We start from the raw sequence: 12,686 nt of genomic DNA, 5'->3' as shown, positions 1-12,686 counted from the left end.
GCTGTACGGCATGGCCGTTCCGAAACTGCGCACCGCGCGCTCCGACACCGACGATCGCCTGCCGGTCACCGTGCTCTCCGGGTTCCTCGGGGCCGGCAAGACCACCCTGCTCAACCACGTGCTGGCCAACCGGGACGGGCTGCGCGTCGCGGTGATCGTCAACGACATGAGCGAGATCAACATCGACGCGGCGCTGGTACGCGACGGCATCTCCCGCACCGAGGAACGCCTCGTCGAGATGACCAACGGCTGCATCTGCTGCACGCTGCGCGACGACCTGCTGACCGAGGTGGCCGCGCTGGCCCGGCAGGACCGGTTCGACTACCTGCTGATCGAGTCCAGCGGCATCTCCGAACCGCTGCCGGTCGCCGCCACGTTCGCGTTCGGTGTCGGCGACGGCGACCGGGTGCTCGACGACGTCGCCCGGCTCGACACCATGGTCACCGTCGTCGACGCACCCCATCTGATCGCGCGGATCCAGGCCGGCGAGACGCTCGAGGCACGCGGTCTGGCGGCGTTCGAGGACGATGATCGTACGATCGCCGACCTGCTCGTCGACCAACTCGAATTCGCCGGCGTCGTGGTGATCAACAAGACCGATCTGGTGTCCGCCGACGAGTTGGCCCGCGTCGAGGCCCTGGTCACCCGGCTCAACCCGGGAGCCCGGCAGATCCGGTCCACGTTCGGCCGGGTCGACCCCGCCGACCTGCTGCACACCGGCGGTTTCGACATGGACGCCGCCGAGACCGCACCCGGCTGGGTCGCCGAACTCAACGGCGAGCACATCCCGGAGACCGTCGAGTACGGCATCGGCAGCCTGCTGTTCCGCGCCCCCGAACCGTTCCACCCACAACGGCTGTGGGACTTCCTGACGACCGCGATCGACACGTACGGCGTACTCCGCTCGAAAGGTTTTCTCTGGCTCGCCACCCGCCCGGACCTGATCGGCCTCTGGTCCCAGGCCGGGCCGCACGGCCGCTGCGACCCGGCGGGCGTGCCGGTCGCCGCGTCCGGGATCTGGCCGGACGACCCGCAGGAGGCCGCCGACCTGCGCCGGCGCTGGCATCCCCGGTTCGGCGACCGCCGCCAGGAACTGGTCCTGATCGGCGTCCGGCTGCCCGCCGACGAACTACGGGACGGGCTGCGGAGCTGCCTGCTCACCCCCGCCGAACTGGCCGACGGCCCGGACGGCTGGAGCACCCTGCCGGACCCGTTCCCCGCTTGGGAGGACGACGATGTCCACCAGCACTGACGTCGTGTTGTGCGGCTACTTCCCGCACGCCACCGCCGAGGTCGCGCGACGGATGGCAGCCGGCCGGCGGGTGGTGCTCGTCGACGACCTGACCGTGCTCCCGGACGGCCCCGGCCTGCTGGTGGTGGTCCCGGACGACTGCGAACCGGATCAGGTCCGCGCCGCCTGGCCCGGCGAACCACCGCGGGTGATCACGGTGGTGCCCGCCGACCTGCTGCTGGACGCCCTGTCCGACGAGCGGATCGGTGACCTGGTCAGCCGCCAGATCGAACAGGCCGACACGGTGGCCCTGGAAGGCGCCCCGGACGGCGGCGACGAGTGGGAGGCCGAACAGCTGCGGGTGCTGGTGCACCGGATCGCGCCGTGGGGCCCGGCGGAGCGGGGCCGGAGAGTCGACGCGATCACCCGGGGCCTGCGCGGGCGGGCCGTCGGGATTCACGAGCCTCTCCCGTCGTACGGCGTGGTGTCCTGTGTCTTCCATGCCCGTCGCCCGTTCCACCCCGGACGGTTGCACGACGCTCTGGACGAGGTGACCGAGGGGGTGCTGCGGTCGCGCGGCCACTTCTGGCTGGCCAGCCGCCCCGACATCGTGTGGACGTGGGAGTCGTCCGGGGGTCTGACGCTGGGCCCGCACAGCGGCTGGCTGGGTCCGCTGCCCGCCGACCTGTGGCACGAGGTGGACCCGGAACGCTGCCTGGCCGCCGGCGTCGAATGGGATCCGTACTACGAGGACCGCCACCAGCACCTGGCCTTCATCGGCCTGGACTTCGACCCGGTCCACCTGCACCGTACCCTGGCCACCTGCCTGCTCACCGACGACGAACTCTCCCGCGGCGAGCAGGTGTGGCGCACCTACCCTGACCCGTTCAGCGAACGGACCGTCACCCGAAGGACGTGACGACCCGGTGCAGCTCCGCGTTGAGGTGGTAACCGTGCTCGTGCAGCAGGGCCCGCATCTCGGCGAGTGCCGCCTGCCCGTCACGACCGGATCGGATCATCGTGTACCGGGCCGCAGCCGCCGGGGTGCGGCTCTGCCCGGCGGCGCAGTGCAGCAGCACCCGGTGGCCCTCGGCCCGCAGGCCGGCAACCATCCGCGCCGCCTGGTCCAGGGCGAACGCGGTGTTCGCGTTGGCGCCCGGCTGGTCGACGAGCCAGACCTGCACCTGGTTCTCCACGGGTATCCCGGCGAACTGGGCCCGCCCGACCCGGCACAGGGAGACGACCGCGGTCACCCCTGCCTCGACCGCGTCGGTGACCAGGTTGCCGAGGATCACGCCGTCGTCGTCCGGGTGGGCGGTCGACAGCGCGTGCGGGATCGGTGCTTCCATCCGGTCGCATCCGGGCCAGCCCACCCGGTCGGGTTCTCCGCCGCCGGCGGTCAGCAGACCGAGAGCGATCAGGTCCGGGGTTCGGTTGCCGGGCCAGCCGTGGACTAGACGCTGCCAGTCCAGGGGGATCCCGGAGCTGCCCCACCGGGCGCCGAGGAGCGCTCCGGCGATCGCCGCCACGGTGTCGGTGTCGTTGCCCGCGCCGACCGCCGCGTACAGGGCGTCGCGCAGGTGGTCGCAGGCGAACACACCCGCGGCCGGGTCCTCCGCCGGGACCGGGGTGCGGGAGATCGCGGACCAGGCCGCTTGCAGGGCGGTCACCACAAAACCGTTGTTCGGGAAGTACCCGGGCTCGTGCAGTTCCGCCTCGTCGAGCCAGCCGGCCCACTGATCGCGTCGCTCGGCCGGAATCAGGTCCAGGCCCTCGCGCAGCCCGGCGAAGGTGCCGTCGAGGACCGCCCGGCGCACGGCCGCACACCACAGCACACAGCCGTCACCGGCGAGCGGGTCGAAGTGGGTCAGCGCGCTGACCGCGCGGGCGGCCCCGGCCATCGACTCGGGCTCACCCAGGTAGGCGAGGGCGACGACGCCGGTACGCATCAGGGAACCGTTACCGGCGCTCTTCCCCGTCTGTTCGTGCAGGTCTCGGGCGGCCTCGCTCATCGCCGCACCTAGCCCGTCCCCGGCCCGGCCGGTCACCCTGCTCAGGACCTGGCGCGTCTGGATGCCGATGTCGGTCGCGCCCTCGTCCCGCCAGCGCAGGAAGTTCGCGGCGATCCGGTCCAGCGCCGCGGGTTCCCGCAGGTCGGCACCGGTGGCGGCGACCTCGGCGATGCAGACCGCCATCTGGGTGTCGTCGCTGTACTCCCCCGGCGCGTAATCGCCGAGCCCACCGCCGGACATCCGGGGCGCCCGGCCCGCGGGTGGTGGGGCGGCGAACTCGTAGGGCACACCGAGCGCGTCGCCGCAGGCCGCGCCGAGCAGCACCCCGGCGGCCCGGTCGCTCTGCACGGCGCTCAGCCGTGGTCGCTGCGTCATACGGTTCATTGTCGCCGCGCTGCCCGGAAGGGCCTGCGGTATTCGGGGTTCGGGCCCACCCGCAACCGTGATCGCCGAAGCTGGGCGTGTCATGTTGATGCTGCATCGGGCCGAGCGCACCGACCGGCTGGCCGAGGCGCTGGCCGAGGTGCTCGGTGACGCCACCGGGGATCCCTTCGCCCCGGAGATCGTGTCGGTGCCGTCGCGGGGTGTCGAACGCTGGCTGGCACAGCGGCTCTCGCACCGGCTGGGAGTGGCCGGCAGCGAGGACGGGATCTGCGCGAACGTGCTGTTCCCGTCCTTCACCGAGCTGATGACACGGGCCGGGTTCGGCGATCGCGACAGCGCGTGGCATCCGGACCGGCTGGTGTGGCCACTGCTGGAGACCATCGACGGCTGCACGGCCGAACCGTGGTGCCGGACCCTGGCGGCCTATCTCGGTGCGGGCGACGACGATCCGGTCCGGCACGGGCGGCGGTACGCGACGGCACGCAAGCTGGCCGCCCTGTTCGACTCGTACGCCCGGCACCGGCCCGGCATGCTCCGGTCCTGGTCGGCCGGTGACGACCAGGACGGTCTGGGCGGCCGGCTGCCGGCGGATCTGCGCTGGCAGGCAGAGCTGTGGCGGCGGCTGGCCGAACGGATGGACGGTCCCGGGCCGGCCGGGCAACTGGACGTGATCTGCACGCGGCTCCGGGCCGATCCGCAGTCGTCGGGGCTGCCCGGACGGCTGTCGGTCTTCGGGGTCACCCGGCTGCCGGCGGCTCACGTCGCCGTGCTCGGCGCGCTGGCCGCGGGCCGGGACGTGCATGTGTGGCTGCCGCATCCGTCGCCCGTGCTGTGGGACCTTTCCCCGGCGTACCCGCAAACGGGGTTGACCCGCAGAGACGGTGACCGGACCGGCGGCCTGGCGCGGCACCCTCTGCTCGCGTCCCTGGGCCGCGACGTCCGTGAGGTGCAGGTGACGCTCGGGCCGCTCGCCGGCCGCGACACCCACCATCCGGGTACCCGGTTCCCCGGCACCCTGCTCGGCCTGCTGCAACAGGCGATCGCCGCCGACCGGCCCACGCCGGACCCGCTCCCGGTCGTCGACCGGGGTGACCGCAGCGTGCAGGTGCACGCCTGTCACGGCCCGGACCGGCAGGTCGAGGTGCTCCGGGAGGTGATCCTGGGACTGCTCGCCGCCGATCCCGGGCTGGAACCCCGCGACGTGCTGGTGATGTGCCCGGACATCGAGGTGTACGCGCCGCTGATCTCGGCCGCGTTCGGGCTCGGCGCGGACGCCGGCCATCCGGCGCACCGGCTGCGGGTCCGGCTCGCCGACCGGGCGCTGCGCCGGCTCAACCCGCTGTTCGCCGTCGTCGCGACCCTGCTGGACCTGGCGGACGGCCGGGTGACCGCGGCGCAGGTCCTCGACCTGGCGGCGATGCCCCCGGTGCGCCGCCGATTCCGATTCGACGACGACGATCTGGACCGGCTCGGTGAACTGGTCGCCGACTCCGGGGTGCGCTGGGGGTTCGACGCCGAGCACCGGGCCCGGTTCCAGGTGCCGGTCCGGTCGAACACCTGGGACGCGGGCCTGGACCGGATCCTGCTGGGTGTCGCGATGAGCGAGGAGGGGCCGTACTGGCTGGGCACCGCGTTGCCGCTGGACGACATGGACTCCGGCGACGTGGACCTCACCGGCCGGCTCGCCGAACTCGTCGACCGGCTGCACACGGTTCTCGGCGGCTTCGCCGGGCAGCGCCCGCCGCCCGCGTGGATCGACGCGATCGAGACCGCCGCCGATCTGCTCACCGACGTGCCGGACCAGGACGCCTGGCAGCGTACCCAGCTCACCGAGGTGCTGGCGGAGACCGGCGCGCACGCCCGGGACGGGATCCTGCTCCGGCTGACCGACATCCGGGCCCTGCTGGACGAGCATCTGCACGGCACTCCGAGCCGCGCCAACTTCCGCACCGGCGACCTGACGATGTGCACCCTCGTGCCGATGCGGTCGGTCCCGCACCGGGTGATCTGTGTCCTCGGGCTCGACGACGGCGACTTCCCCCGCGCCGCCCGGCTGGACGGCGACGACGTGCTCGGCCGCGACCCGTGTGTGGGTGAACGCGACCCGCGCGGCGAGGACCGGCAACTCCTGCTCGACGCGGTGATGGCCGCCACCGGCACCCTGGTGCTGCTCTACTCCGGCGCCGACGAGCGCACCAACGCGCCGCGGCCCCCGGCGGTGCCGCTCGGTGAACTGCTCGACGCCCTGGACGGCACCGCGCGCACGGCGGACGGCCGCCCCCTGCACGATCAGGTGATCGTCCGGCATCCGCTGCAACCGTTCGACGCCCGCAACTTCGACGCCGCCGATCCGTTCAGTTTCGACGCGGTCGCGCTGGCCGGGGCGCGGGTCGCGGCCGGTGAGCGGATGCCGGAGCCGCCGTTCCTCCCGGGGCTGCTGGCGCCGCTCGACGACGAGTCGGTCGAGCTGGCCGATCTGCACACCTTCTTCGCTCATCCGGTACGGGGTTTCGCACGGCGCCGCCTCGGTCTGGTGATGTCCGGCTCGGACGACGACCCCGGCGACGCGTTGCCCGTCGAGTTGGACGCGCTGCAACGGTGGGCGGTCGGGGACCGCCTGCTCCGGTCCCTGTTGAACGGCGGTGACCTGGGCCGCAACGTGCAGGCCGAATGGCGGCGCGGCACGGTGCCGCCCGGTCCGCTCGGCTCCCGGCTGCTGGACTCGCTGGCGGCCGAAGTGGATCCGCTGGTCGCCGAGGCCCTGACCCACCGCGACGGCGAGTCCCGGGCCGTCGACATCACGATCGCGCTCCCCGACAGTCGGCAGTTGACCGGCACGATCGGCGCCCTGTACGGCGACACCCTGCTCACGGTCGCCTTCGCCCGGATCTCGCCCAAACACCGGCTCCGGGCCTGGCTCGACCTGCTCGCCCTGACCGTGGCCCGCCCGGCCACACCCTGGCGGACGATCACCATCGGACGTGGGGCCCGTGGACGCCCGGCACGGTCGGTCGCCGGGCCGATCGACCCGGCCACAGCGGCGGCGGTGCTCGCCGACCTGGTCGCGATCGCCGACGCCGGGCTGCGGGAACCACTGCCGCTGGCCGGTAAGTCCTCGCACGCCTACGCCCGGTGCCGGCTCACCGGCGGCGACCTGGACGACGCCTACGCCAAGGCCCGCACCGAATGGACCAACTTCTCGTTCGGCGGCGAGTCCGAGGACGGCATCCACCAGCTCGTATGGGGGCCGGCCGCGGCCCTGGAGGTGCTGCTCGCCGAACCCTCGTCCGGCGGGACCGAGCCGACCCGCTTCGGTGAGCTGGCGATACGTCTCTGGCGACCCCTGGCCGGCGCCGAACGGACGGAGCAGCTCTGATGCCGTCCGCGACACTCGTGGTCACCGGATTCGACATCCGTGGGCCGCTGCCGGAGGGCACCACGGTTCTGGAGGCCAGCGCGGGCACCGGCAAGACCTGGACCATCGCGGCGCTGGCCACCCGATACGTCGCCGAGGGACGGGCCGCACTGGATCAGCTGCTGCTGGTCACCTTCGGACGGTCCGCGACCGCCGAACTGCGCCAGCGGGTACGCGAGCGCCTGGTCGCCACCGAACGGGCCCTGGCCGACCCGCACCACGCCCGGGTCTCCCCCGACCCGCTGGTGGCGCTGCTGGCCGACGTGTCCCCGGACGAGGTCGCCCGGCGCCGGCAACGGCTCGTCACCGCCGTCGCCGGCTTCGATGCGGCGACGATCGCGACCACCCACCAGTTCTGCCGTCAGGTCCTCGCCGATCTCGGCATCACCGCCGACACCGATCCGGCCACGGTCTTCACCGAAGACCTCGACGACCTGGTCACCGAGGTCGCCGACGACCTCTACCTGCGCAAGTACGGCACGGCGGGCTCGCCCGGACCGCACTTCGACCGGAAGGTGGCGCTGGCCGTCGCCCGGCAGGCGGTCACCGACGGTCAGGCCCGGCTGGAGCCGTCCACCGGCGATCCGGACGCGGAGGCCCAGGTCCGCTGCCGATTCGCCACCGCGGTCCGCGCCGAGGTCGGCCGCCGGCAACGGGCCCGTGGACTGACCGGGTTCGACGACCTGCTGACCGGTCTCGCCACCACGCTCACCGACCCGGCACGCGGCCCGGACGCGTGCCGCCGCCTGCGGGAGCGGTACTCGGTCGTGATGATCGACGAGTTCCAGGACACCGACCCGGTGCAGTGGACCATCGTGCGGACCGCATTCCACGGACATCGCACGCTGGTGCTGATCGGCGATCCGAAACAGGCCATCTACGCCTTCCGGGGCGCGGACGTGGTCAGCTATCTGGCGGCGGCCGCGGACGCCCCGGCGCATGCCGGCCTGGCGACCAACTGGCGCAGCGACCACGGGCTGCTGGCGGCGTTCGCCACCGTGTTCGGGCGGGCCGCGCTCGGCGACAGCCGGATCACCGTGCGGCCGGTGGACGCGGCCCACCCGGACGCTCGCCTGCCGGGGCCACCGTTCCGGCTCCGGGTACTCGGGCGGAACGGGTTCCCGCTGAACAAAATCGGTCTGGTGGCGGCCGCCGACGCCCGGGACGCGATCGTCGCCGACCTGGTGTCCCAGGTGACCGTGATGCTGGCCGGCCGGGAGGTGGTGCCCGGAGACGTCGCCGTCCTGGTCCGGACGAACCGGCAGAGCACCCTGGTCCACCAGGCCCTGGCGAGCGCCGGAGTCCCCGCGGTCCAGGCCGGCACCACCAGCGTCTTCGGCACCCCGGCCGCCCGGGACTGGCTGGCGCTGCTGGACGGACTGGACCAGCCGCACCGCCGGGCCCGGGTCGCGGCCGCCGCACTGACCGGCCTCGTCGGCTGGCCCGCCCGGAAGCTGGCCGAAGCCACCGAGACGGACCTGGACCGGCTCGGCACCACCCTGCGGCACTGGGCGGTCCTGGCCGCCGAGCACGGGATGGCCGCCCTGCTGGAGGCGGTCACCGCGACCGGCCTGCCGGAACGGCTGCTCGCCCGGCGCGGCGGCGAACGTCGCCTCACCGATCTGCGGCACATCGGGACGGCCCTGCACGCCGCGGCCGTCGACGGCGACCTCGGGCTCGCCGCGGTCACCGACTGGCTGCGCCGCCGCATCGACGACGCGCCCCTGGACGCCAGTGTGGAACGCAGCCGGCGGCTGGAGTCGGACGCCGACGCGGTACAGATCCTGACCGTGCACGGCAGCAAAGGCCTGGAGTACCCGGTGGTGCTGCTGCCGTTCGGCTGGGACCGGTTCGTCGGGCAGCCCGACCTGCTGCGGCTGCACGACGCGGCCGGACAACGCGTGCTGGACGTGGGTGGCCCGAGCGGAGCCGGATTCCGGGCCTCGGAACGCCGCCACCGGGACGAGGAGGACGGCGAGGACCTGCGGCTGCTCTACGTGGCACTGACCCGGGCCGCGAGCCGGGTGGTCGCGTGGTGGGCGCCGACCGCCAACACCAGGGCGTCGGCGCTGCACCGGTTCCTGTTCGGGCGTCCCGGTGCGGGTGAGAACCCGCTCCCGGAGTACCCGGTCCCGGCCGATGACGACGCCCTGTCCCACCTGCGCGGACTCGGCCTCGAGATCGAACGGGTGGAAGCGGCGGAACCGGCGCGCTGGGAGGCGCCCGTACCGGCCCGGCCGGAGCTTGCCGTGGCGCACTTCCGCCGTCGGCTGGATCTGGACTGGCGACGGACCTCCTATTCCCGGCTCACCTCCGGGCAGCATGACCATCCGGCTGTCGACAGCGAGAACCCCACCGCTCAACTGGACGACGAGGCCGCCGTCCCGGTCGTGGCCGACCCGGGCGGGCCGGGGTCCGAGGTGCTGTCGCCGATGGGTGAACTGCCCGCCGGGGCGGCGTTCGGGACGCTGCTGCACTCGCTGCTCGAACGGTGCGACTTCACGGCGCCCGACCTGACGGCCGAACTCGTCGCTTGTGCGGCAGGGCTGCCCCTGTCCGGACTGGATCCGCGGACACTTGCGGACGCACTGGTCCCGGCCCTGCGGACCCCGCTCGGGCCGTTGGCGGACGGGCGGTCGCTCACCGGGTTCGGGCGCGGGGACCGGCTCGACGAACTGGAGTTCGAGTTTCCGCTGGGTGGCGGCGACCGTGCTCCGGACGTACCCGAGCAGGCATTGGAATCGTTTTCCGACTGCGTCGCACGGCACCTTCGTCCGGGCGATCCGTTGTCGGGTTACGTTTCCCGGCTCCGGGAGCTCGGTCCGCTTACTCTGCGGGGATATCTGACCGGGAGCATCGACGCCGTGTTGCGGCTGCCCGGGCCGCGTTATGTCGTCGTCGACTACAAGTCGAACCGGCTCGGTGGATTCTCGGCGCCGTTGACCGCGGCCGATTACCGTCCGGCGGCCATGTCGGAGGCGATGATCGCGGCGCATTATCCGTTGCAGGCCCTGCTCTACGGGGTCGCGCTGCATCGTTATCTGCGGTGGCGGCAGCCCGGATATGACCCGTCCACTCATTTCGGTGGGGTGTTGTATCTGTTCCTGCGGGGAATGTGCGGGCCGGCCACGCCACCGGGCCACGGAGTTTTCAGTTGGCAGCCGCCGCACGAACTGATCACCGAACTGTCGGACCTGCTGTGACACTCACCGCATTCGATACGGCAGGCGTGTTGGATCTGGCCGATCTGCACGTCGCTTCGAGGATCGGATCCCTCACCGGGGAGACCGACGAGACGGTCCGCCTGGCCGCCGCCCTGGCAGTCCGGGCACTGCGAATGGGCTCGGTCTGTGTGGATCTGGCGACGGTCAGCGGCACCGTGGCGATCCTCGACGCCGGCGAACTTCCCTGGCCCGAACCGGCGGCCTGGCTCGACGCCTGCGCCCGCAGCCCGATGGTGTCCCGCGACGGCACACCCGGGCGGCCGTTACGGCTGGCCAACGGGCTGCTCTATCTGGACCGGTACTGGCGGGAGGAGGAGTCGATCCGCCGTCAGCTGCAGCAACGGGCCACCGATCCGCCCGCCGCCGACCTGACCCGGCTGCGTGCCGATCTCGACCGGCTGTTCGACGCCTCGTCGTGCCGGCAACGGCTGGCCGCCGCGGTGAGCACCCTGCGATGGGTGTCGGTGCTGGCCGGCGGGCCGGGGACCGGCAAGACCACAGCGGTCGCCCGGATGCTCGCGGTGCTGCGTGCCCAACCCGGCGGTCCGTTACGGATCGCCCTGGCGGCCCCGACCGGGAAGGCCGCGGCCCGGTTGACCGAGGCGGTGCGGGAAGCCGCGGCGGCGCTGCCCGACGCGGACCGGGCCGGGATCATCGGGTTGCAGGCGTCGACGCTGCACCGGCTGCTGGGGCGGCAGCCCGGGACGCGGACCCGGTTCCGACATCACCGGGCACATCGGCTGCCGTACGACGTGATCGTGGTGGACGAGAGTTCGATGGTGTCGCTGACGTTGATGGCCCGGCTGATCGACGCGATCCGGCCCGACGCCCGGCTGATCCTCGTCGGCGACCCCGGACAGCTGGCGTCGGTGGAGGCCGGGGCCGTACTCGGCGACATCGTGGCCGCTCCCGGGCTTCCCGAGCCGGAGTTGCAGTCCGCGCTGACCTCGGTCGACACGGCCGACTCGGTGATCACCAACGGTGTCGTGACACTGGACCGGATCTGGCGATTCGGCGGAGACCTGGCCGCACTGGCCGCCGCGGTGCGCCGTGGGGACGCGGACGCCGTCGTAGGTCTGCTGCGGGGTGGCGGAGGGCAGCTGGAGTTCGTCGAGACTTCCGCGGTGGAGTGTGCGGGGCTCCGGGAGGAGGTCGTCGACTCGTTGCGGGCGGTGGCGGCGGCCGCCGCCGAGGGGGACGCGGCGGGGGCGTTGCGGTGTCTGGAGACACACCGGCTGCTGTGCGCGCACCGGCGGGGGCCGTTCGGGGTGGCCTGGTGGACCGCCGAGGTGGCCCGGTGGCTGGGGGTGCCGGAGTGGGGCGACGCGGTTCCCGGACGACCGCTTCTGATCACGGCAAACGACTACGAGGCGGGCTTGTTCAACGGGGACACCGGGGTGATCGTGCAGAGCCCGGACGGGTTGCGGGCGGTGTTCGCCCGGGGCGAGGAACTGGTGTCGGTGTCACCGTCCCGGTTGTCACAGGCACAGCCGCTGTACGCGGTGACGGTCCACCGCAGCCAGGGCAGCCAGTTCGAACGCGTGTCGCTGATCCTGCCACCGGCGAGTTCACCGTTGCTGACCCGGGAACTGTTCTACACCGCAGTCACCCGAGCAAAGAACGGCCTGCGGGTACTGGGCACCGAGGAGGCCGTCCGAACAGCGGTGGAACGCCCGATCGCCCGAGCCAGCGGACTGCGCGAGAGCCTCGGAGTGCCGGTCTGATCAGGGCAGGATCTCGGCGAACGCGGCCGCGGTCATCGCTGTCACTCGCCGATTGCCCGCCTGATACAGCGTGGGTAGATGGTGTACCTGATGGCCCACATACGCGTAACCGTCGGTGTCGAGAACGGCGATCGCCTTACCGTCACGTAGGACACCCCAATATCGGTAGAGGGGGTCTCCAAGAAGATCACCCGGACGTTTCTCCTTGGCTCGCGCGGCGGCGACGGGGAACTTGGCCAGGCTGCCGAGGGTTCCGCCGCCACCCATACCACTGGAGTCGATCCGCTCGTTCCGGACGTCCCAACGGCGTTTGTCGTTGACGGTGATCGCCATCAGGTGCGCGATCGCGCGATACGTCAGTGCAGCCGGCGTGGAAGGTGGCGCCTGGGCCGGTGAGTCGATCCGCGCTGCTGTTTCGATCCTCGGAATGATCTCGACCGGATCAGGGAGGTCGAACAACTCTTCAATCGCCATCTTGAACGGCTCGTCCGATGCGACGGAGACGTCGATGCCCCCGACCCGATTGATGTGTATCAGGCTGGACTGGCCGCTCACCAGCGTGAGGCAGTCGTACAGGCCTCCACCGGGATGCGTCTCGATGAGGGTCAGCTTCGGATGCCGGCGAAACAACTGACTCGCCAACCACCACGACTGGGCCAGGATGAACCGCTCCGCGGGCATGACCAGCGATCGCCT

At 72.4% G+C, this 12,686-nt stretch carries 7 protein-coding genes; 5 read left to right on the top strand and 2 right to left on the bottom strand.

The features are described from left to right. Positions 1-10 precede the first annotated feature (10 nt). Together Aco03nite_RS16330 and Aco03nite_RS16325 are read left to right on the top strand one after the other, a co-directional pair. A complete protein-coding gene (locus Aco03nite_RS16330) occupies positions 11-1,252 on the top strand; it encodes a GTP-binding protein (RefSeq protein ID WP_203796053.1) in 1,242 nt (413 codons plus the stop codon). Beyond that, the gene (locus Aco03nite_RS16325; protein WP_203796051.1) at positions 1,236-2,150 is read left to right on the top strand and encodes a GTP-binding protein; all 915 of its coding nucleotides are present in this window, start codon (positions 1,236-1,238) and stop codon (positions 2,148-2,150) included. The genes Aco03nite_RS16330 and Aco03nite_RS16325 overlap by 17 nt, the downstream gene beginning before the upstream one ends. Here the strand turns inward: Aco03nite_RS16325 and Aco03nite_RS16320 are convergent. Beyond that, a complete protein-coding gene (locus Aco03nite_RS16320; protein WP_203796044.1) occupies positions 2,134-3,618 on the bottom strand; it encodes an ADP-ribosylglycohydrolase family protein in 1,485 nt (494 codons plus the stop codon). The two genes, Aco03nite_RS16325 and Aco03nite_RS16320, sit on opposite strands and share 17 nt — an antisense overlap. Before the next feature lie 91 nt (positions 3,619-3,709). On the opposite strand from Aco03nite_RS16320, the gene recC reads away from it, so the two are divergent. From recC to recD, 3 genes are read left to right on the top strand one after another with little or no spacing between them, the layout of a single operon-like run. Beyond that, positions 3,710-7,003 carry an exodeoxyribonuclease V subunit gamma gene (gene recC, locus Aco03nite_RS16315; RefSeq protein WP_203796036.1) on the top strand — a complete coding sequence of 1,098 codons (3,294 nt, stop codon included), beginning with the start codon at positions 3,710-3,712 and terminating at the stop codon, positions 7,001-7,003. Then, complete coding sequence (locus Aco03nite_RS16310) at positions 7,003-10,245, top strand: UvrD-helicase domain-containing protein (protein ID WP_203796034.1); 3,243 nt, start codon at positions 7,003-7,005, stop codon at positions 10,243-10,245. The genes recC and Aco03nite_RS16310 overlap by 1 nt, the downstream gene beginning before the upstream one ends. Beyond that, positions 10,242-11,990 carry an exodeoxyribonuclease V subunit alpha gene (recD, locus tag Aco03nite_RS16305; protein ID WP_203796032.1) on the top strand — a complete coding sequence of 583 codons (1,749 nt, stop codon included), beginning with the start codon at positions 10,242-10,244 and terminating at the stop codon, positions 11,988-11,990. The genes Aco03nite_RS16310 and recD overlap by 4 nt, the downstream gene beginning before the upstream one ends. Here recD and Aco03nite_RS16300 read toward each other — a convergent pair whose 3' ends face one another. Then, the gene (locus Aco03nite_RS16300) at positions 11,991-12,671 is read right to left on the bottom strand and encodes a TY-Chap2 family putative peptide chaperone (RefSeq protein ID WP_203796030.1); all 681 of its coding nucleotides are present in this window, start codon (positions 12,669-12,671) and stop codon (positions 11,991-11,993) included. It lies immediately after the preceding gene. Between the last annotated feature and the right edge of the window lie 15 nt (positions 12,672-12,686).

This window comes from Actinoplanes couchii (assembly GCF_016862075.1).
Lineage (GTDB): Bacteria > Actinomycetota > Actinomycetes > Mycobacteriales > Micromonosporaceae > Actinoplanes > Actinoplanes couchii.
This window is presented reverse-complemented; position numbering and strand designations above follow the sequence as displayed.